Here is a 21,425-nt window from a genome sequence, read left to right as displayed (position 1 = left end):
TGGATGGTCACGGGAGACACTGATATGGCAAACGATCGAAGCTCCGTCAGGTGGGGCATTCTCTCAACGGCGAAAATCGGCCTTGAGAAAGTGATTCCGGGTATTTCCCGATCACAGACCGGCATTGCTGCTGCAATCGCTTCTCGCGATTTGGGGCGCGCCAAATCGACAGCCTCCGAGCTTGGGATTGAAAAAGCCTATGGCTCCTACGAGGAACTTCTGGCTGATCCTGATATTGATGCGATATATAATCCGCTTCCCAACCACATGCATGTGCCATTGACGGTGCAGGCCGTGGAGGCGGGCAAGCATGTGCTGTGCGAAAAACCTATCGCGCTCTCTGCAGACGAAGCGCGGCAGCTTTTGGATTTGCCGAAAGACAAGCTTGTCGCCGAAGGCTTTATGGTCCGGGCGCATCCACAGTGGATCCGGGCTCGGGAGATAGTTCGGTCTGGCGCTCTTGGAGAGCTGCGCGCAATTCAGTCCTTTTTTAGCTACTTCAACGCGGACCCCGGTAATATTCGCAATAAGGCGGATATTGGGGGCGGTGCGCTGCTTGATATCGGTTGTTATCCGATGGTAGCGGGGCGTTACTTCTTTGAAGCTGAGCCCACACGCGTTTTGTCGTTGATCGACCGCGACCCTGATTTTGGCACGGACCGCTTGTCCAGCGCCCTTCTGGATTTTGGTCAAGGTCGGAGGTTGGACTTCACGGTCTCGACGCAGTTGGTTCCGTATCAGCGGATCAATCTGGTGGGCACCAAAGCCCGGCTTGAAATCATGATCCCCTACAATGCGCCGCAGAGTGAAGAGGTTCTGATCCGACTAGACGATGGAACAGGGTTTGCCGATTTGACTGCAAAGTCCGAAACCATCGGCTCGAGTGATCAATATGCAAAGTTGATTGACGTTTTCGGCAGGGCCACACGGGGCGAGATCGATTTGCCTTATGGTCCGGCAGATGCCGTACAAAACATGGCGATCCTGGATGCCCTTTTTGCTTCGGAAAAAGCTGACGGCTGGGCTTCTATAGACAATTAAGCTGGTTGGACTTGCGTTGAAGTCTTAGCCCAATAAAAAAACCCCGCCAAAAAGGCGGGGTTTTGTTTTGAGTCCCATTAGGTGGTTCGCAGCGCGATTATTTAATCGGCGCGAGGACCATCACCATCTGGCGGCCTTCAAGGCGAGGCGTCGATTCGACCTTCGTAAATTCGGCCGTTTCGTCCCGAACCTTGTGCAGCAACTTCATGCCAAGGTCTTGGTGAGCCATTTCACGACCACGGAAGCGGAGCGTGACCTTGACTTTATCGCCGTCATTGAAAAAGCGCATCATGTTCCGCATCTTCACTTCATAATCATGAGTGTCGATGTTCGGGCGCATCTTGATCTCTTTGATCTCGACGGTTTTCTGTCGCTTCCGAGCCTCGGCCGCTTTTTTCTGCGACTGATATTTATGCCGACCATAATCCATGATCTTACAGACCGGCGGCTGGGCGTTCGGTTGGATTTCAACGAGATCCAGTCCTGCTTCCATGGCGATCCCCATGGCATCCTCAGTAAGGATAACCCCGTGGTTGGAGCCTTCATGATCGATCAACTGGATTTCGCGGACGCGAATTTCTAGGTTGGTGCGCGGGCCATCCTTGCTTGGAGGCGGGGCGCGAAACGGACGGCGAATGGTCGCAATCTCCTGTGTTGTTGAACATATAGTCGTTGTTCATATTGTGCATAATGCACAAACGGTCCTGTACGCAAGCGCCAAGGACGCGCTGCATCATCGCAGCGAAAGAACGGGGCTAAAAATCCGCCGAAAACGGTCAAAAGTCAACCTGAATCACGCTGGAGACGGCTATCTTACCTTCAGAAAGACTGTTTTTCGCTGGGATTGGCTCTGTTGCCAAGGCAAATTGTGTCATATGCGGATCCAGGAAACCTGACTATACAGGTCCTGTTGTTTTCAAACGCTTGCTCTGGCAGGCAGTTCCAAGGCGAAATACAATGGTCAACGGCGGCAAGTTCGCACTACAGCTGTTCAAGAATGCTGTCGGGTTCGTGGCCGCGCTGATATGTGCCGCGCTTTTTCTGGCCTGGGGGCTTTTTCAAGGCGCTCAGCAGGGCGGTGACCCGGTGGTGTTGGCAGTCATGGTTGGGACAGGGCTTGTGACTGCCAGTGTTTTGGGTGGTTTTGCCATGGTGCCAGCGTTCATTGCCATAACGGTGGCAGAAATGTTTGGCTGGCGCAGTGTCGTGTATCACGTTGGAATTGGTGGCTTGATTGCTCTTGGCATGTGGACGTTTGATATGAATGTTTCAGATGCAGCCGTGCGGCCAGGCACTACGATCGCACTCGCTGCCGGATTTCTGGCTGGAGGCGTTTATTGGCTGATTGCCGGCAGGACATCTGGCCGCTGGCATAGTGGTCGTTGATTAAGCGCCCAATTCGCCGTTGTTCAATGCTTTTTTGGCGGCTTCTATATGTTCCGGGCGAATATAGGCCTTCATCATGGCAAGGGTCGACATGAGGATCGCGGCATCATCACCGAAGCCTATTCCTAAAAGGAAATCCGGAATGACATCGAACGGCAGGACGAAATAGGCCAGTGCCGCAAAAGCGGCAGCTCTCACCTTCGCAGGCGTTTTGGGATCTAAAGCACAGTAATATCCGGCGATGACATCTTCCATGAAGGGGATCTGACGGGCGGCTTTTCTGCTGGCCTGAATGAGTTTCTGGCGTACAGATTCCTTCTGCTCAGCTTCGGAGCCAAGCTCTTCCGGGTCAAAATCAATGTCGTCAAACTGTTGTTTCATGAACTTCAAGATGGGACCGCATGCTTATGAAATCAATCCCGTCCGCTTTTGGGGGGCTGTGTTGCTCAGTCAAGCCCGCGTGTTTCCAGGATCCGACGGGCAATGACTTGGGCTTGAATTTCTCCTGCTCCCTCGAAGATATTTAGAATTCTCGCGTCGCACAGAACCCGTGAAATCGGGTATTCCAGAGCGAAGCCGTTGCCGCCGTGAATTTGCAGGGCGTTATCTGCAGCTGCCCAGGCAACGCGGGCCCCAAGCAGTTTGGCCATGCCTGCCTGTAGATCGCAGCGACGACCGGAGTCTTTTTCCCAAGCCGAGAAATATGTCAGCTGACGCGCAATCATCAATTCTGCAGCCATTATGGCGAGCTTGTCTGATACGCGGGGGAAGGCAATCAGGGGCTTGCCGAACTGAATGCGATCTTCCGCATATCGCAGGCCCAGGTCCAGTGCGCATTGAGCGACGCCCAAAGCGCGGGCCGCTGTCTGGATCCGCGCGCCTTCGAAGGTCTGCATCAACTGTTTGAAGCCTTGGCCCTCCTCCCCGCCAAGCAGGTTTTCTGCCTTGACCTCAAAACCGTCGAAGCCAATTTCGTATTCTTTCATGCCACGGTAGCCGAGCACCTCGATCTCGCCGCCGGTCATGCCGTCTGCTGGAAACGGCTCTTCGTCTGTTCCGCGCGGCTTTTCCGCCAGAAACATCGACAGGCCCTTGTAGCCAGTCTCATCTGGATTGGTGCGGACCAGCAAGGTCATGACGTCGGCGCGGACAGGATGGGTGATCCATGTCTTGTTGCCATGAACCATCCAGGTGTCGCCATCTTTGACGGCTCGTGTTTTTAGCGAGGCAAGGTCTGAGCCGGTGTTGGGTTCCGTAAAGACAGCGGTCGGCAGGATTTCACCAGACGCTATCAGTGGCAGCCATTTTTGCTTTTGTTCGTCCGTACCACCGCACAGGATAAGCTCAGCGGCAATTTCAGAGCGGGTACCCAGAGAACCGACGCCGATGTAGGCGCGGGACAATTCTTCCGAGACCACACACATGGATTCTTTGCCAAGCCCCAGACCGCCGAATTCTTCGGGAATGGTCAGGCCAAAAACGCCGAGCTCTGCCATTTGCAAAACGACTTCCATAGGAATGTAATCATTGTTCAAATGCCATTGATGCGCGTGTGGGGTTACGTTGCCTTCTGCAAAGCGACGCATTTCGTTACGGATTTGCTCATATGTGTCCTCCAGGCCGCAGTCACCAAATGTGGACTGGCCGACTTGGTGGCGAATGAGTTCTGACAATGCCAATCGAGAGTCTGTGGTATTGCCCTCAGCGATCAAGGTCTCGATCTGGCTGGTGCGGAAGTTCGAAGCCTCTTCATTGGAAAAGCCGAGGTCAGACAGGCGGACGAACTCCCCCTGGTTCATTGGAATGCCACCGAAAATCTGAGCGAGATACTCGCCGAATCCGAGACGGACAATCAGATCTTCAAGCTTGCCATACCGTCCTTGTTCGGACAGCCGCGTTGCATAGGCATCAAGCTGTCGAAGAGATTCCACATAGGTTGCCATCCAGGCCAACCCATGGGTGGCACGTTGTTCAGCTTCCATCCGGGCGGACGAGATCCGCTCACCATCCAGAACCCGTGCGCGAACCTTTGCGGACGCGCTGTCGAGAAGTGTGTCCAGCGTCGTCACGGCATTGGCTGTCAGTGCTGCGAGTGTGGCTTCTGGCTCGCTTGACGGCATGGCTGCGGTCGACATTCTTGCACCTCGTTTTTCATTTGTTGCCGAAAGCTCGACATTCTTGCAGCTATGTTGCGTTGCGGTAGGGTGTTTGTCGAGGGGTTATTTCTCAACCTTTCGACGCATAGAGGGCTTTTGTGCTGACTGCAGCTTGACCTTTTGAGGCTTCGCGTTAATGAATTTGCCACATGGAAATCAAGCTCATTATCAGATCATTTTATCAGGTCTTGCGGGATGCGTTAGGTCATCTGAACCGGGATGATGGCTTTGCCATGGCCAGTCACGTTGCGCTCTCCGGGCTATTGGCCATATTTCCTTTATTGATATTTATTGCTGCGCTAGCAGGTTTTTTGGGGCTTGAGGGGGCCGCCGATCAGGTCTCTGATTTGGTGTTCGCGTCCTGGCCGGATCAAGTTGCCGCGCCGGTTGTCCGGGAAGTTCATCAGATTCTGACTGTTCCGCGCGGCGATGTGCTGACCTTTGGTGTCGTGGCTGCGCTCTGGTTTGCATCAAGCGGGATCGAGGCCATGCGAACAGCGCTGAACAGGGCCTATCGCCAGCGTGAGACTCGCTCGTTCATTTTGCTAAGGCTTCAGTCACTGGGACTTGTGATTCTCGGAGCTGCGATCCTCATCAGCTATACGTTTCTGGTTGTGCTGGCCCCATTGGTGATCGCTGCTGTTATTAGGTGGGTGCCCGCAGCAGAAGAGGTTTTGGTTTCATTGGATATTGCACGCTATGCAGTGGCGGGATCTTTGCTGGTGGTCGGCCTCATGATGGTGCATTGGCTTTTGCCTGCGGGCCGACGAAACTTCTTCGCGATGTTGCCAGGGGTCCTTGCAACACTCGTGCTGTGGATGATCGCTGGGGTTTCTTTTGGAAAGTATCTGGCAAGCTTCGCCAATTACGTTTCCACATACGGCGGTCTTGCTGGCATCATGACCGCATTGGTTTTTCTTTATATATGTTCGCTCGTCTTTATCTTCGGTGGCGAATTGAACGCGTCTCTCATTCGGCAAAGAAACCTGACGCATCGCGACCGTTAGGTTGGCATGACTTTCTTTACACGAAGCCGGATCAACAACACGGCACAAACGACCAAAGACATGCCGATGATCTGTTGTGCATTCAATATTTCTCCGAAGAGAAAATAACCTTCAATCGCTGTGGCGACAGGCACCAAATAGAACAGGGAAGCAACTTCCGATACGGCTCCTTGCCGTATCAACAGCATCAGCAGCATGATGGCTCCGATGGACAGGACAAAAGCCAGCCAGAAAAGTGCGAAAATGAACTCACCAGACCAGGTTACTGTTAGATCTTCGAACATAGCCAGAGGCAGTGTTACCAGCAGTGCGCCGATGTACTGCCAGAATGTTGCCGCGAGCAAATTTGTCTTCTGAACATACCTCTTTTGATAGACGGTCCCAAGGCTTATCGAAACGACCGCCAAAAGCACGGCTGTGATTGTGGCAGGGTCAATTCCGGACCCTGTCTGGCCCAATCGAGGTTCCAGAACAAGGGCCAGTCCCAAGCCACCGATGGCAAGTCCTGCATAGTGTTTGATGAGAATACGTTCGCCCAAAACCAATGCGGCAGCCAGTGTGGTGAGTACCGGTTGTAGTCCGACAATGATCGAGCTGGCACCGGCTGGCATTCCCTGATCTATCGCCCAGAATACGCCTCCCAGGTAAATGCCATGCACCAGAATTCCGGTGGCAATGCAGTGCGCAATCAGGCCTGTAGACTTGGGCCATTGTGACTTGGTTAAATAGGCAATGAGCGCGAGTAAGGGCAGTACCAGCACAAATCTGATGCTCAGAAACACCATTGGCTCTGCGTAGGGAGCCCCCAATTTGGAACCGATAAAGCCGGTCGACCAAAGGAGAACAAATAAGCTTGGCGCCACGATTGTAAAAAAATTGCGCAATACTTTGATCTCGCCCTGTTTTTTCTTTAATTGATGAGTGATGAGGGATGTAATGTAATAATTGCTGATATTTGGATTAATTTCTCATTGTCTATTATTCGTTAATCCTTGTGGTGGACGATCATTTTAAGAAATTGATCTATTCGATAACAGCGACGGTTAAACCTACGATGCCCAAAGCGCAATCTGCTTTCCTCGGTTTTTCGAGTTTATCGGTAAAAGCCCGGATCCTGTCCCTGAGCGGACTTACCGTCGTTGGCTTATTGGCCATCGGCGCGATTTTCTTCTGGAGTCAGGAGCAGGTTGCCGCAGCTTTTGCCAGATTTGAAGCCAGCGCCAATCTTTCCCAAAAGATGTCCGGATTGATTGAGCAGGGCGGTGTCATGCGCTCGATTGAAAATGGTTACCTCGCGTCCCCGAGCGAAGAGGCATTGCCCGAGTTTTTGATAGTGCTTTCGAATGCGCGCACTATTGTGGATGAGATATCTGTCAATCGCGAAGCAATGGGACTGGATGCAGAGATTGCGGATGTCCTTGATACCTTTGATGGAACGTCTGGTGCCTTTGAGATGCTTGATGGTATTCAGAGCAAGATTGGATACGGCTCTAATGATGGTCTTCGCGGTGTTTTGGCGCAAACTGCAGGCGACGCACAAGCACGTTTGAAGAAGGAAATGAGTTTTGGTGGCGGGCCGGATTTTGAGAAGTTGGTTCGGGCCGTATTGGCTGTTCAGTTGGCGGAAAAGGAGTTCATTCTGGATCAGAATGAAGCCTCACTAGCGACCTTTGAAGAGACATTCACGCAGTTTGAGAAGCTTTTGAAGAAGGCGTATCTGCCAAATGAGATCAAGGATGATATTGGCTCTCAGATGGCTGCCTACCGAACGGCCTTTGATTCCTTCACTGCGGCCACAGCCGACAAGTCCAAATCGGTCGAGTTGCTTGGAAACTTATTTGATCTTGTCCCGCCGCATATTGCGTCTTTGAATGAAGCGGCCCGGTTGGCTCAAAAAAAAGCTCATGATGATCTGCAATCGATCCGGAAAATGTCTGACATTATTGTCTGGTCCGTGATTGTCGCAATGTTGATTGGCCTATCTCTTATGGCAATTCTCATTGGTCGATCAATATCGGGGCCTCTTCTGCGTCTGCAGGAAGCCATGGAGGCTCTGGCAAGCGGAAAGTCAGATATACAATTGCCTGATGCTCGTGGGAAAAATGAAATTGCGGTGATGACACGCACGGTCAGCGTATTTCGTGACAATGCTATTGAGCGCGTTCGCCTTGGCGAAGTGCAGCATCAGGAGAATGAGCTGAGGGATGCACGGGTGCTTCGGTTGGAAGAGATGATTACGAACTTCGATGACAAGGTTGGTGCTGCTTTGAATAGCCTTGATCGTTCCAATGGCGAACTGCTTCAAACATCTGTTGCTGTGGAAGCTGCGGCAGATGATGTTTCCGGTCAGGCCAACAGAGCAGCTTCTGCCGTTCAAATTGCTGCGGAGAACGTGAACACCGCTGCGTCCGCCAGCGAGGAACTAGCAAGTTCGATTAATGAAATTGCCAGTCAGGCAAATAAGTCTACCGAGGTTGCCAAGCAGGCTGTGAAGAGCGCGCAGGGGACACACAGTACGATGGAAAAATTGTCTCAGGCTGCCAATCGGATTGGTGAGGTTATGGCTCTTATCCGTGATATTGCTGCCCAAACCAACCTCCTTGCCTTGAATGCAACCATTGAAGCTGCCCGCGCCGGGGAGGCTGGAAAAGGGTTCGCAGTTGTGGCGTCTGAAGTGAAGCAACTGGCCGAACAAACGTCAAAGGCGACCGAAGACATCGCTGTACAGGTTGATGCCATTCAAGGATCTTCGGCTGACGCCATGACGGCCATTGAGGACGTGACTTGTGTCATTTCCGAGATGGAGGGCCTTGCATCGGCCGTTGCCTCCGCCGTGGTGCAGCAAGATTCTGCTGTTCAATCGATAGCTCAAAACGTCAATGATGCTTCGCTTCGTGCAGATGAAGGCACCCAGCTAATGGTCGATGTTGGTTCTGCCACTGAGCATTCTCGCTCAACCGGAGCCGAGGTTGAGTCTGCCGCTACGTCTCTTTCCGAACAAGCGGCGCTAATTCGAGCGGAAATTTCAACATTCCTAGTTGGCGTTCGCGCAGCTTAAGATGTGGCTTAACGCTAGATTACTTTAGGGTGCCGTATTGCTTGTTCAAGTGACTTTGCAGTCCCTGATGCCTATCGTAATGATGGACGATGGCAAATAGTTCTCCTGATCGGGTTCTGACTTCACCGTTTTCGAATACTGGCAGTGTTGCAGGATCTGCGAAATTACCCGGGCTCTTTGACGGCTCCATTAGTGTACAGGCATGAAGCGTCCATGGCGTTGACCAGTCGGTGACCGTCGTCAATTGGCGCCATGCCTTGAAGCTCAAGAGCTGGTTCATGGCGACCTGATCCCCGATTCTCTTGCTCTGGTCAAAATAGTAATTGGCCAACATGAAATCGAGCATGGCGTCAAACCTGCCAGCGAAATAGCCGCAACAGATGACCGGAGCATCCTGAACCCGCTTCAGAGCGTGTTTGCCAAACACCTTGATCATCATTCGACTGTTCCAAGGGTCGCGGTGGGTGATGCCTTCGACCGATACAATCAAATCCTGATTTTCAGGCAAGTTTTTTTCCAGCCAGTCAAACGGATTTGACTGAAAGGCGACGTCGCGTGCGTCAGAGAAAGCCAGAAACCGAAAACACTCGCCGGTCTTTTCGCAATGCTCCTTTAGGAGCTGGCTAGCGTGAAAGAAACGGCGGTCGTGCACCTTGTCCTTGAATCTCAGGATGCGGCGTGTCCATGTCCAACGGCTGTCCACACGCAGTTTGCCTTCGTCCGTGTGGTCCTTAGTTTCCTCGATCAGCTGGGAATAGGAGTAGCGTTTTTTCTTGGCGTTGTGCTGAAAGGTGAAGACTGTTGCGCCCTCAGATTCCATGTAATCGACCAGCTGCTGGCTGACATCATAGGCAATGACAAAAATTCTGCCGTTGAAAGATGTTGCCTTCAGAGAGTTGAACCAAACCGCCATATGTTGGGGGTCGTACCCAGAGACTGCGGTCACTATCGCGTCGATTGGTTTGGGCGCGGTGTCAACTGTCATGATGGCTCCGGTCAGGTGCAGGTTATTGAGCCATGCACTTCAGTCATCGGTGCATGATTGTCAACTGAAAGGGTGTTTGAAATGAAGAGCGCCCGCGCTGGGCACGGGCGTTCTTGCTTGATCTGTGGATGGGTTTACTTCTTCTGGTGGCCTGAGTGGCCGCCTGAGATCTCTTCCGTCTGATCGTCTGCAAGTTCTTCTGGCAGGATCAGGTTCAGCGCAATGGCGATAAACGCAGCAGGCAAGAGACCTGAAGACAGTAGAACCTTGATAGTCGCTGGAACATGCTGCAATGCGCCTGGTTCCAGCTGCAGACCTAGTCCAATGGACAGGGAGACCGCGAAGATTACCATGTTGCGGCGAGACCAGTTCACATCAGACAACATGGAGACACCGGCGGCAACGACCATGCCGAACATGACAATCACACCGCCGCCTAGAACTTCAATTGGCACCGTGGATACGATTGCGCCAACCTTGGGGACGAAACCAGCAAGTATCAGGAACAGCGCGCCGATGGTCACCACGCCCCGGCTCATGACGCCGGTCATTGCGATCAGGCCGACGTTCTGACTGAAGGACGTGTTTGGCAGACCGCCGAAGACACCTGCGATTGCTGTTCCAAGACCATCAGCAAAGGTTGCCCCGGTGATTTCCTTGTCCGTGGCTTCGCGGCCAGCTCCGCCCTTGGTGATTCCGGAGACATCGCCCACGGTTTCAATGGCGGAAATGATGCCCATCAGGCAGAAGCCAACCACTGCGGCAATCGAGAATTCGAAGCCGAAATGGAATGGGTTTGGAAGAGCGAATGGTGCTGCGCGTCCAACATTGGAAAAGTTGACCATGCCCGTCGCGAAGGCCACGATGTAGCCGACAAAGAGGCCGATAAGCACAGCGGATACCGATAGCATCCCGTGGGCAAAGAATTTGAAGCCGAGCGTCACGACAATGACCACGAGTGCGATAGACCAGTTCTGCAGGCTGCCGTATTCAGGTGTTCCGATGGCTGGAACGCCGCCAGCTGCATACTGAATGCCGACTTTGACCAGAGCGAGGCCGATCATGGTGACGACCAGGCCTGTCACCAACGGAGGCAATGCAAAGCGCAATTTACCAATGAAAGGTGCCAGGCAGGCGTGGAACAGACCTCCAATCATAACGCCGCCCATGAGGACAGCCATGGCGTCGACGCCTTTGCCAGCAACCAGCGGGATCATGATCGGGATAAAGGCGAAGCTTGTTCCCTGAACAATGGGAAGCCGTGCACCGACCGGTCCAAAGCCTATTGTCTGGAACAGGGTTGCGATACCGGCGAACAGCATCGACATCTGGATCATGTAAATCAGGTTCGGGAAATCGGGAGAATTGGAGCCGAATCCAAATCCTGCTGCACCGGCAACAATAATAGCGGGTGTTACGTTGCTCACAAACATTGCAAGGACATGCTGGATGCCGAGCGGGATTGCTTGTGCCAGTGGCGGTGTGTAATTCGGGTCGCGCAATTGTGCTGCCGTCCCGAGTGAGGACTGTTCGCCTGCCATTTTGACTCCTTTGCCCGGGTTTTTGCGACGCCCCCCCATGTGGCCCCCAAATCGTGCCCCTCTGGGCCCCGGATCCATTTGGTTTTTGTTTACCTCTGCATTAGGGCGGCTTTTTTGGGCAAGCACAATGTTTAGCCGGGTTGTGGTTGTAAAAAGTTTGTCCAAATGGTCGAATTGACCATGGTTTGTGCATTTGCCTTCAAGGTTGCCGCTGGAGAAGGCGGCACCTTGGCTTGGCTTTCTCAGTTCAGAATTGATTCGTCATCATGCCATTTGAGCATTTTGTATAATCAATCTTGCTACATCTTCCGGAATCTCAAGATGGGGCATGTGTCCGACACGCTCGAAAATATGCGTTGCTACAATACCGTGTAAATTGTGAGATTGACGTGTCGGCAAGACGCGATCCTGTGTGCCCCATATCACCTTGATGGGCATGGGGAGTTCGCCCATCTCCTTGCGAGGCAGGGTCTTTTGCACGGATCCGTCGATGATTTCTTCTGCGATGGCTTTTAAGGTTTCAACCGCTCCGGGACGGGCACGGGCCTCGGCAGCACTGCGGGCCAGAAGTTTCGGTAGTTTGAATTCCCAACCGAAAAACTGTTCCAGGAGCATTTCCATTTCAGCGGGATCGGTGGCAGCTGCATAACGGCGCAGGAGCTTGTGGTTGATCTCTGGTCCGAAACCGCCAGGTGCCAAGAGTGTAAGGCTTGCAATGCGTTCAGGGTCTTTCAATGCGATCAGGGAGGCAACAGCCCCGCCCATTGAATGACCGACGAGGTGGACTTTCTCCAATTCTAGAGCATCCAAGGATACTGCAACGGCCTTCGCAGCAATGCCAGCATGCCCAATTCGCGGCCAATCAAGCGCTTTTCCATGACCTGGAAGATCAAAGGCAAGGGAACGGCGTGTGGGCGAAATGGCTGTCTGAATGTTGAGCCATGTCTGCCTGTCGCCACCGAAGCCATGCAACAGTACGACAGGCACTGCTGTGCTGCCATTTTGAGCGGATTGTTCGTTGAATGGGAGGTGCACTTTGGCGGAAAGGCTGAGGTCGGTCATGCGGGTCCCTGAACTGTTTTGATTTGGTAACATGGGTCGCACGAAATGCTGGTTGATGTCATCGGGAAATTGTCTCTGGACCAGCGATGTCTAGATTTGAGGTGGCTTATGTTGTCGTGAAAACGCTGACGTACGGGAGACAGGGCAGGATTTGTTAATCATAGTGATGCACATGTTGTGGTGAGCTATCTGCCACTTGCAGTAGCATCGTCACACCCTGTTTTAAGAGACCCAGATATGCACCGTCTTGCCTTCTCGTTGTTGGGGGTGTTTGCCCTCTTGTTTGTGTTGCCGGCTCAAGCGCAATCGCGCTTTTTTGATCCCAATTCAAAAACATGGATGACTTATTCGGTTACGCCGGAAGCCGCCGGGAAAATTGCCCGTAAAAAGTACAAGCGTAAGCTCGTCAATTATCGCGGCTCGGAAGAGCCTGGAACCATCGTGATCGACACTGATGAGCGCTGGCTTTACCATGTTCAGGCAGGCGGAAAAGCAATGCGCTACGGGATCGGTGTTGGCAAAGATGGCTTTACCTGGAATGGAACGGAAAAAATCACACGCAAGGCGAAATGGCCAGGCTGGACACCGCCACCTGAAATGATTGCACGTGAACGTAAGAAAGGCCGGAAATTACCAGCTCATATGGTTGGTGGACCGAAAAACCCTCTTGGAGCTCGCGCTCTTTATCTCGGCAATACCATCTATCGCATTCACGGCACCAATCAGGACTGGAGCATTGGTCGTGCCATGTCTTCTGGCTGTATCCGGATGCTGAATGAAGACGTCGAATACCTCTATGACAAGGTCAAAATCGGCACCAAGGTGAAGGTTCTATAGTCGGCTTTCTTCTGCGTGGAACATAGAAGGGTCGGGAAATTTCCCGGCTCTTTATTTATACAACATCGGCTGGTTTCAAGGCGAAGAGAGGCCGATTGACGGCGAATCCGTGAAGCTCAAAAAGGCCCATGGGTTCACTGCGCGACCCGGCAAAAGCTGCGACTTCCTCGGTCATGAGTGTTTCACGGCCGACTGATTTGGTCAGGGCCTCGACGCGTGCAGCTGCGTGAACAGTCTGGCCGATGACGGAAAAGGTCAGGCGATTGGCAACTCCAATGTTGCCGAACATCACTTCGCCGACTGACAGTGCGAATCCGACCTTCAGAACGTGTTGGTTATTGCCTGCATTGTTGATTGCATTGAGATTTTCACGTGCGTCATCAGCTGCCTGGAGCGCGCGTTTGACCGCTTCATCAAATCCAAGATCGCTGATTGGGAAGACGCCGAGCACGGCATCACCGATGAAATCGAGGATTTCTCCTCCATGCTTGAGAACCGGGCCTGCGGTCGCTTCAAAATAAGTGTTGAGGAACTCCAGGTATGAGTTTGGCCCCAGATCTTCGGCGATGCCGGTTGAATTGCGCATGTCGCAATAGAAAATGACAGCCTTGATGACTTCGCCGTCGCCATGGCGGATCTGGCCATTGAGCACACGAGATCCTGCCCAGCGCCCCAAATAGGTTTCTGTAATCGTGCGGGAGATCTCTGCCTCGAGATTTGCGCGTGCAGCTATGGCGAGACGTTTTTGGATGTAGTGGATCGCCTTGACTTCTTCATCTGTGAAGCCGTCTGGTTTACGGGTGGCCCAACTGACAACGATGCCTGTGTTTCCCTTCATCTCAGGCATGGATGGCATTTGGAAGCCGGTGGCGATGAGGAGGTAATCAGTATAGCCGACAGATGCCAGGTCTGCGCAAAGCGGGAAATCCAGCTCTGCATTTCCGCCTTCCAGGCGGCGGCGTAAAAAGGTTTTAGGACTGTGAATAAGGCTACGAACAGGGCTGCTTAGCCATTCTTCTGTGTCTTCGTCAGAGTGCTCAATCTGGCGATGGCGAACATCGCCTGTATTTTCCCAATAGACCGTTTCGGCCTCGATCAAAGGGTGCAGGGTTGACCAGCCAAGCAGTGCGCGCTCAATCGTCAGGCCGCAGTCTCTCAATTTATTGCAGAGTTCGCCGAACATTATCGGCATATCAGGCGATTGTAGCGCTTCGCCGATCAACCAATCTTCAACGTGGTCGATGTCAGTCATATCGATCATGGTGAAATTTTACGCCTGCTGGTTATTGAATTCCAAGCTGATTATATGGGGTGCCATCATTCATTTACGACGTTTTGAGCAACGCTCCCCGGGGGAATAATAGCCCAGCTCAAACTAATCGGCGGAATAGTGCCATAGGAATGAGCGGGCAACGTGAGTGATCCATCTTTCTTTGCGTCCGGATAGAGCCGAGCCAGGTTCTCTGGCAGCCTCTCGTCTTTGCCGCGCCAGATCAGCATGACGCCTTTTTGCTGAACATCTGTGATGCGGATCCATGGCGAGAGTGTCAGGTCATGCTGCAAAAACATGGAGGGCCGAGTTGCCGCATGCAGGGTTATATTCGCAGTTGGCCACATGTCGCCCGCCACATAGGCAAGTTCAGTTCCAACACTATCCCGCCAGGCTTTTGAAAGCGTTTGTGCGATCTTCAGCCCCGGGTAGTGAATGCGAGTGTGTTTGGTCTTCCATAGTGGCTCAAGCAATGCCTGGCCGAGTGTGATGCTCAAAAAGATACTTTGGACAACAAGAGCGGCAATGAGGGCGCGTCTGGGTGAGGGCCAGTTGTTTGGCAAATTCAAAAAACGGATTGCGACAATACCGGAAAGGACGAAAAGGGATGTGCCCCACATGTGTTTGAATTCATTGCCTGTCACGGCAGATGTCAGGAGAACGACTGCTAGTGGTACAAACGCAAACCACAGAAGAAAAACTTGCTTATCTCGATACGGTTTTTGCCTGAGTTTATCGGGAAGAGCCCTTACACCTGCTATGCCCAGACCTGCTAGAACGACAATGAAGAGGCCTGCATGATTGACGATCTGTGCGCCAAGAAAGCTAACTGGATTGGTGAGATGCGCCAGCCAGTTCTCAGCTCCGCGACTTCTGCTGGCGGCATAGGCGAATGTCAGGAAATCATTGTCGAGCAGCCAAATTATATGCGGTGTCAGAAGTGCAATGCAGGTACATGCTGCGAGCCATGGGCCAGCAGTTGCGAGGCACTTCCGAGCAGATGGCATCACGAGGACATAAAGGCCGATGCTGCCGATCAAAAGTGCTGTGAAATATTTCGAATACAGACCAAAAGCGGCAATAGCCCCGAGCAAGACCCAGTCTATCAGCCAGCCTTTTTCCAGGGCACGGTGGAAGAACAGAGCCATTCCGGCCCAAACCGGGATCTGCAGGATGTTGGGATTGAACTCAGGCGCTGGCAGTGTGAAATAAAAGGTTACGCTGGTCAGAACCACTGACCAGAAGGCCTGCCAGTCTGACAGCCCGAGTCGCTTTGCCAACTCCCAGATGCACCAATAACCTAGGCCAATTGCGATTTGGCTTAGCCAGTAACCCCCAAAATCTGATCCTCCGGTGAATTGGTAGCTCAATTCCAGCAGCCAGGCCTGCATAGGGGGGTGTTTGGTATAACCGAGGGCAAGTTCCTGTCCCCAGGCGAAGCCTTCAACGACATCAAGCGGCGGATTTGGGAATGTTAGGGTCGGGATCAGCGCCCAGAGAAGGCCGAGACCAAGAACGTAAAAAAGGACTGCGCGCTGTGCGGTCAAGGTATTAACTCTCGTTCGGGTCGGAAGCTGGCGGTGAACCGGAAAACGCCCAGAGGCGTGCACCAAAAAACGTCAGGGCAGGGACAACGGCGATAGAGAAGAGGATGCCGAGACTTTGAGGCCAGGACGTCAGGCCAAGCCATCCTGCAAGAACGCTGGAATTTAGAGCAAAGCCAATGAGGGCGAGGACAAAGAAGCGCCGCATGCGTTGATGGGCTTTGCCGTCTTGCTGAGTGCTGGCGAAACTCCAGCGGTGGTGACCAACAAAGGAAACTACAAACGCGACAAGGAACCCGGCAATGTTGGCCGGAAAAGCCGACAGCGTGCCTGTCTCCAAAAGTGCCAGTGCCGCAGTTGCATGGGTCAGAGTTGCAGTTGCGCCGACAATGGCAAACCGGAAGGCCGTGCCGACCTCTGTCTTGACCCGGTGGTGCAAGGACGAAGGGTCACTGTTCATCAGGCTTTGTCTTATGAGTATTAGGCGCGCCTTCGATGATATCCTGAACCAGATAGATGGGGCGCTGTTTGGCTTCGTTGAATAGGCGGGCGACATATTCGCCGATCATGCCGATGGACAGGAGTTGAACGCCGGAGAAAAACAGCAGTCCGACCATCAGCGATGCATATCCGGGAACATCAATTCCAAAAGCCATAACGCGAATGATGAGGAAAGCGGCATAGGCAAAGGACAGGGCTGCAACGAGAGCCCCGCCATAAAACCAGATCCTTAAAGGCATGGTGGTAAAGCTAGTGAGGCCGTCGATTGCGAAATTCCAGAGTTTCCAATAGTTCCACTTGCCGTATCCAGCACGGCGGTGTGGACGTTCATAAGGGATTGCCATCGATGAAAAGCCAACCCAGGCAAACAGGCCCTTCATGAACCGATTGCGCTCAGGCAGCTTTAAAAGAGCTTCGACAACTTTGCGGTCGATGAGCCGGAAGTCTCCCGCGTTGGCTGGCATGTCGATGTCCGAAAGACGGTTGAACAGCTTGTAGAAAAGACCGGCCGAGTTGCGCTTCATCACTGTGTCGGATGAGCGGTCGACCCGAAGACCGTATACGACGTCATATCCGGCGCGCCAGCCATCAATCATTTGCGGAATCAACTGTGGTGGATCCTGAAGATCGGCATCAATCACGACCAGAACATCGCCTTTAGCATGCGCCAACCCTGCAGTAAGGGCAGCTTCCTTGCCGAAATTTCGTGCCAAGCCGATCAGGCGTCCCTGCAAGCCGTTTTTCAAATGAGCTGCAATGATGTTGGCAGTCTCATCCGAGCTGCCGTCATCAATAAAAATATACTCGTAGGGCAGACCCAGTGGACCCACGGCTGCGCTTGTGTCTTTCAGAAAATGATCAAGGACCTCTGCCTCATTGTAGGCAGGCACAACGATGCTGATAAGAGGGGTTGCAATGCGGCCCTCAGCGCGTCGTTTCCGATAGATATGTTCGCCTTGTTCAATCTGCATAGATCAGTCTGCTCCTGGGCATGCAACCTGCCGCAGTTGATGTAAAAAGGCCAGCCCCCAGAAGGGGCTGGCCTTTTCGAGTTTATAGAATGTCAGGCCTAGTTCAGAGCGCCATGACAATGCTTGTACTTCTTTCCAGAACCACAGGGGCATGCCTCGTTGCGACCAACCTTGCCCCAAGTCGAAGGGTCCTGCGGGTCGCGAGGTTCGGCCATTTCATCTTCACCGGTAAGCGGATCAATATGATGACCATGCATTTCCGGCAGTTCTGGCTGTGGTGGGGCTTGCTCGGTAACGAGCTCCACACGCATCAGCTGGGCCGTTGTGATCTGGCGTAGCTGAGCCAGCATGGCCTCGAACAAGGAGAAAGACTCGGTCTTGTATTCCTGAAGAGGATCTCGCTGGGCATAGCCACGGAAGGCAACAGCAGAGCGCAGGTGATCCAGGTTTCCCAGATGCTCTCGCCACAGGTTGTCCAGGGTTTGCAGCAGAACGGCCTTTTCAACCTGCCGCATGATGTCCGGGCTGTATTTGGCGGCCTTGCTGGCCATTGCTTCGTCTGCCACGCGGATCAGGCGGTCTTTCACCTCCTCATCGGCAATGCCTTCTTCAGCAGCCCATAGCTTGACTGGCACATCCAGGTTCAAATTGGTCCGCACGTCCTCAAGGAGGGCATCCGTATCCCACTGCTCCGGGTATGCACGCTCAGGAATATGACGTATGATCATATCCTCGATTACGTCATGCCGCATATCCGAGACGGTTTCCTGGATCGTATCTCCATCCATCAAGTCAATGCGTTGCTCGAACACCACCTTGCGCTGGTCGTTCATGACATCATCGAACTTGAGGAGGTTTTTCCGAACGTCAAAGTTACGTGCTTCGACCTTCTGCTGGGCCTTCTCAAGCGCCTTGTTGATCCATGGATGGATAATCGCTTCGCCTTCTTCGAGGCCGAGTTTTTGAAGCATGGAATCCATGCGCTCGGAGCCAAAGATGCGCATCAGGTCATCCTGCAAGGACAGGAAAAACTTGGAGTGACCAGGGTCACCCTGACGGCCAGAACGGCCGCGCAGCTGGTTATCGATGCGTCGGCTTTCATGGCGCTCGGTTCCGATGACATAAAGACCACCGGCAGCCAATGCTTTTGTCTTTTGCTCGTTGATTTCAGCCTTGATCACAGCTTCTCGCGCGGAGCGCTCTTCACCCTGAGGCATGTCGCCAAGGTCGATGTCGAACCGCATGTCTGTGTTGCCGCCGAGCTGAATATCAGTACCACGGCCAGCCATGTTGGTTGCGATGGTGACGGCGCCGGGTAGACCAGCCTGGCTGATGATCAGAGCTTCTTGCTCATGGTAGCGAGCGTTCAAAACAGCAAAGACTTTCGCCTTGCCATCATCTTGCTGCTGCGCTTTGATAAAGCTTGCCGGGTCGGTAACGTCGATCTGTTTGTAACCGTGCGTCTTTAGCATTTCTGCCAAGTACTCGGATTTTTCGATTGAGGTCGTACCGACAAGAATTGGCTGCCCACGTTCCTTGCAGTCATCAATCAGCTTGACGATCGCGAGGAATTTTTCTTCAACAGTCCGGTAAACTTCATCGTCATCGTCGATGCGGCTGACAGGCATGTTGGTCGGAATTTCGATGACTTCAAGCGAATAGATGTCAGCGAATTCGTCTGCTTCGGTCAGGGCGGTTCCCGTCATGCCGGCGAGCTTGCCGTACATGCGGAAATAGTTCTGGAACGTGATCGAGGCGAGTGTCTGGTTTTCTGGCTGGATCCGTACGTGTTCGCGCGCTTCCAGAGCCTGATGTAGGCCTTCCGAAAAACGACGGCCTGGCATCATGCGTCCGGTAAACTCATCAATGATGACGACTTCGTCATTGCGGACAATGTAATCTTTGTCACGCTGGAACAGTTTATGTGCCTTGAGAGCCTGCTGAAGGTGATGAACTGCGGCAACGTTTTCAACGTCGTAGAGGTGCTCGCCTTTTAGCAGGCCGGCTTCACTCAAAATACCTTCGAGTTTTTCATTGCCCGCCTCGGTAAAGGATACCGACCGTGCTTTTTCATCGAGTTCATAATCTTCTTCCGACAGATGCGGAATGAAGGCATCGATGGTGTTGTAAAAATCAGAGCGATCTTCCAACGGTCCGGAAATGATCAGCGGCGTCCGTGCTTCATCCACCAGAATGGAATCGACTTCATCGACGATGGCATAATTGTGGCCACGCTGAACCATGGCTTCGCGCTCATGCTTCATATTGTCGCGAAGATAATCGAAGCCGAACTCGTTGTTGGTGCCATATGTCACGTCAGAAGCATATGCTTCTCTGCGTTCCTCATCGGATAAACCATGGGTTATGCAGCCGACGGTCAGGCCGAGGAACTTGTAAACTTGGCCCATCCAATCACTATCTCGCTGAGCGAGATAGTCGTTGACGGTCACCACATGCACGCCTTTTCCAGACAATGCATTGAGGTAAACTGGCGCCGTCGCGACAAGGGTTTTACCCTCACCGGTGCGCATTTCCGAGATGTGACCTGAATTCAGAACCATTCCACCAATCAGCTGAACGTCATAGTGTCGCTGGCCCAATGCCCTGTTCGCAGCTTCGCGAACAGTTGCGAAAGCAGGAACCAAAATGTCGTCGAGCGTGGCGCCATTCTTCAGTTTTTCGCGAAATTCATCGGTCCGCGCACGAAGTTGATCGTCCGTGAGTGCCTGAATTTCCGGTTCTAGGGCGGTAATCGCCTCTACCTGTGATTTGAACGCCTTAACCTTACGGTCGTTAGCTGAACCAAAAATCTTACGTGCTATTGCGCCAAGGCCAGCCATCGGGCGGTCCTTCCCCTGTCGGGCGGCTCCGAGTTGAACGGCTCGGCGCCTGCCCATGAAATCGTCTCAATTGCTGTCCACGTTCTTCCGCGAGCGACGATGTGCAAGCGGAAACTCGAGGCAAAGATGACGTCCGCATCGAAAGACCGGACGTCCGACAGATAAGAGGGGGTCCAAAGCTTGTCAACGGCGCTGGTTTAAGCAAAGTTGCCCCGTCCTGACGGTCAGGGCTGCCAGAAATCACTTCATAAGTGTAAAGGACTTCTCATGTTTCGTTTTTCCGTGCGTCGGCAGGCACGTTTCCTTGCTGTTCCAGCTCTGGCTCTAATGCTAGGGAGCTCTGCGGTTTTGGCGGCTGAACCCGGTGATGTTGTGGCCAAGGTTGGCAACTCAGAAATCACTGAAGCCGACCTTGCATTTGCGGCTCAGGACCTGGGCGCAGAACTAAAACGTTTTCCGCCAGCGCAATGGCGTGCAATTTTGCTGGACGTGCTTGTCGATATGGAACTGCTTGCGGAAGCGGCTAAAAATGCCGACATCGACAAAGACCCGGATTTTAAGAAGCAGGTTGATTTCCTGACTCTCCGTGCTTTGCGCAATGCTTATTTGGCGCAGAAAATTGATGGTGCAATCACCGAAGAAGAGGTCAAAGCTGCCTATGACAAGGAGTTTGCCGATTTTGAAGGGCCGGAAGAAATGAAGGCGCGGCATATTCTGGTGAAGGAAAAGGCGGAGGCCGAAGCCATTATTAAGGATCTCGAAGGCGGAGCGGATTTCGCTGAATTGGCGAAAGAAAAATCAACGGGTCCATCTGGCCCAAATGGTGGGGATCTCGGGTATTTCTCCAAGGGCCAAATGGTTCCCCCATTTGAGGAAGCTCTTCTGAAGCTCGAAAAGGGTACTTTCACGAAAGAGCCTGTCGAAACACAATTTGGTTGGCATGTGATTTTGTTGGAAGACAAGCGTCGTCAGGAAAAGCCAACGTTTGAAGACGTATCGGCCAATTTGCGTCAGAATCTGGTTCGCGACCGCTACGCCGAAACAATGGAAGTGTTGAAGGCTGAGCATCCGGTTGAAATCCTGGATGAGAACCTGGCCAAGGCGTCTGCTGAAGCCCCTGCTGCCCAGTAACGCTGCAAAGCAGAATTAGACTCTTTACGCGACCGCTCCGGCGAAGGCATAAGTGCTGGAACTGGAGCGGTTTCTTGCCTGCTCCGCTACAACAG

The 21,425-nt window shown here is 52.9% G+C and carries 18 protein-coding genes; 6 read left to right on the top strand and 12 right to left on the bottom strand.

The window, feature by feature from the left end; genetic code table 11:
* Window positions 1–24: 24 nt before the first annotated feature.
* Entirely contained in the window at window positions 25–1,041 is a 1,017-nt protein-coding gene (locus V6575_RS16870) for a Gfo/Idh/MocA family protein (protein ID WP_340276004.1), read from the top strand.
* 97 nt (window positions 1,042–1,138) lie between these two features.
* Here V6575_RS16870 and infC read toward each other — a convergent pair whose 3' ends face one another.
* Complete coding sequence (gene infC, locus V6575_RS16865; protein ID WP_340276157.1) at window positions 1,139–1,678, bottom strand: translation initiation factor IF-3; 540 nt, start codon at window positions 1,676–1,678, stop codon at window positions 1,139–1,141.
* A gap of 320 nt (window positions 1,679–1,998) precedes the next feature.
* On the opposite strand from infC, the gene V6575_RS16860 reads away from it, so the two are divergent.
* Entirely contained in the window at window positions 1,999–2,427 is a 429-nt protein-coding gene (locus V6575_RS16860) for a translation initiation factor IF-3 (protein WP_340276003.1), read from the top strand.
* On the opposite strand, the gene V6575_RS16855 is transcribed toward V6575_RS16860, so the two are convergent.
* On the bottom strand, window positions 2,428–2,808 hold the full coding sequence (locus V6575_RS16855; protein ID WP_340276002.1) for a YkvA family protein: 381 nt from the start codon (window positions 2,806–2,808) through the stop codon (window positions 2,428–2,430).
* A gap of 65 nt (window positions 2,809–2,873) precedes the next feature.
* Window positions 2,874–4,562 (bottom strand): acyl-CoA dehydrogenase family protein, encoded by a 1,689-nt coding sequence (locus tag V6575_RS16850; protein ID WP_340276001.1) that lies wholly within the window; start codon window positions 4,560–4,562, stop codon window positions 2,874–2,876.
* A gap of 170 nt (window positions 4,563–4,732) precedes the next feature.
* Between V6575_RS16850 and V6575_RS16845 the strand changes: the two genes are divergently transcribed.
* Window positions 4,733–5,590: a YihY/virulence factor BrkB family protein gene (locus V6575_RS16845; RefSeq protein ID WP_340276000.1), complete on the top strand. Its 858-nt coding sequence runs from the start codon at window positions 4,733–4,735 to the stop codon at window positions 5,588–5,590.
* Here V6575_RS16845 and V6575_RS16840 read toward each other — a convergent pair.
* Entirely contained in the window at window positions 5,587–6,453 is an 867-nt protein-coding gene (locus V6575_RS16840) for a DMT family transporter (RefSeq protein ID WP_340276156.1), read from the bottom strand. The two genes, V6575_RS16845 and V6575_RS16840, sit on opposite strands and share 4 nt — an antisense overlap.
* A 191-nt stretch (window positions 6,454–6,644) precedes the next feature.
* On the opposite strand from V6575_RS16840, the gene V6575_RS16835 reads away from it, so the two are divergent.
* The gene (locus tag V6575_RS16835; protein ID WP_340275999.1) at window positions 6,645–8,648 is read left to right on the top strand and encodes a methyl-accepting chemotaxis protein; all 2,004 of its coding nucleotides are present in this window, start codon (window positions 6,645–6,647) and stop codon (window positions 8,646–8,648) included.
* Between the two features lie 19 nt (window positions 8,649–8,667).
* On the opposite strand, the gene V6575_RS16830 is transcribed toward V6575_RS16835, so the two are convergent.
* The 3 genes from V6575_RS16830 to V6575_RS16820 form a co-directional block, all read right to left on the bottom strand.
* Window positions 8,668–9,633, bottom strand: a complete 966-nt coding sequence (locus V6575_RS16830) for a hypothetical protein (RefSeq protein ID WP_340275998.1) — start codon at window positions 9,631–9,633, stop codon at window positions 8,668–8,670.
* Window positions 9,634–9,767: 134 nt separating this feature from the next.
* Window positions 9,768–11,174 carry a uracil-xanthine permease family protein gene (locus V6575_RS16825; protein ID WP_340275997.1) on the bottom strand — a complete coding sequence of 469 codons (1,407 nt, stop codon included), beginning with the start codon at window positions 11,172–11,174 and terminating at the stop codon, window positions 9,768–9,770.
* Between the two features lie 264 nt (window positions 11,175–11,438).
* The gene (locus V6575_RS16820) at window positions 11,439–12,236 is read right to left on the bottom strand and encodes an alpha/beta fold hydrolase (protein WP_340275996.1); all 798 of its coding nucleotides are present in this window, start codon (window positions 12,234–12,236) and stop codon (window positions 11,439–11,441) included.
* A 237-nt stretch (window positions 12,237–12,473) separates the two neighbouring features.
* On the opposite strand from V6575_RS16820, the gene V6575_RS16815 reads away from it, so the two are divergent.
* Window positions 12,474–13,073, top strand: a complete 600-nt coding sequence (locus tag V6575_RS16815) for a L,D-transpeptidase (RefSeq protein WP_340275995.1) — start codon at window positions 12,474–12,476, stop codon at window positions 13,071–13,073.
* 55 nt (window positions 13,074–13,128) lie between these two features.
* Here V6575_RS16815 and V6575_RS16810 read toward each other — a convergent pair whose 3' ends face one another.
* The 5 genes from V6575_RS16810 to secA form a co-directional block, all read right to left on the bottom strand.
* Complete coding sequence (locus V6575_RS16810; protein ID WP_340275992.1) at window positions 13,129–14,334, bottom strand: adenylate/guanylate cyclase domain-containing protein; 1,206 nt, start codon at window positions 14,332–14,334, stop codon at window positions 13,129–13,131.
* 56 nt (window positions 14,335–14,390) lie between these two features.
* Entirely contained in the window at window positions 14,391–15,890 is a 1,500-nt protein-coding gene (locus tag V6575_RS16805) for a glycosyltransferase family 39 protein (RefSeq protein ID WP_340275991.1), read from the bottom strand.
* 4 nt (window positions 15,891–15,894) lie between these two features.
* Window positions 15,895–16,347: a GtrA family protein gene (locus tag V6575_RS16800; RefSeq protein WP_340275990.1), complete on the bottom strand. Its 453-nt coding sequence runs from the start codon at window positions 16,345–16,347 to the stop codon at window positions 15,895–15,897.
* Window positions 16,337–17,359: a glycosyltransferase family 2 protein gene (locus tag V6575_RS16795; RefSeq protein WP_340275989.1), complete on the bottom strand. Its 1,023-nt coding sequence runs from the start codon at window positions 17,357–17,359 to the stop codon at window positions 16,337–16,339. The genes V6575_RS16800 and V6575_RS16795 overlap by 11 nt, the downstream gene beginning before the upstream one ends.
* Before the next feature lie 98 nt (window positions 17,360–17,457).
* The gene (gene secA, locus V6575_RS16790; protein WP_340276155.1) at window positions 17,458–20,199 is read right to left on the bottom strand and encodes a preprotein translocase subunit SecA; all 2,742 of its coding nucleotides are present in this window, start codon (window positions 20,197–20,199) and stop codon (window positions 17,458–17,460) included.
* A gap of 267 nt (window positions 20,200–20,466) precedes the next feature.
* Between secA and V6575_RS16785 the strand changes: the two genes are divergently transcribed.
* The gene (locus V6575_RS16785) at window positions 20,467–21,330 is read left to right on the top strand and encodes a peptidylprolyl isomerase (protein ID WP_340275988.1); all 864 of its coding nucleotides are present in this window, start codon (window positions 20,467–20,469) and stop codon (window positions 21,328–21,330) included.
* The last annotated feature ends 95 nt before the right edge of the window (window positions 21,331–21,425 follow it).

The organism is Roseibium algae (assembly GCF_037783265.1).
In the GTDB taxonomy this organism is placed as follows: Bacteria; Pseudomonadota; Alphaproteobacteria; order Rhizobiales; family Stappiaceae; genus Roseibium; species Roseibium algae.
This window is presented reverse-complemented; position numbering and strand designations above follow the sequence as displayed.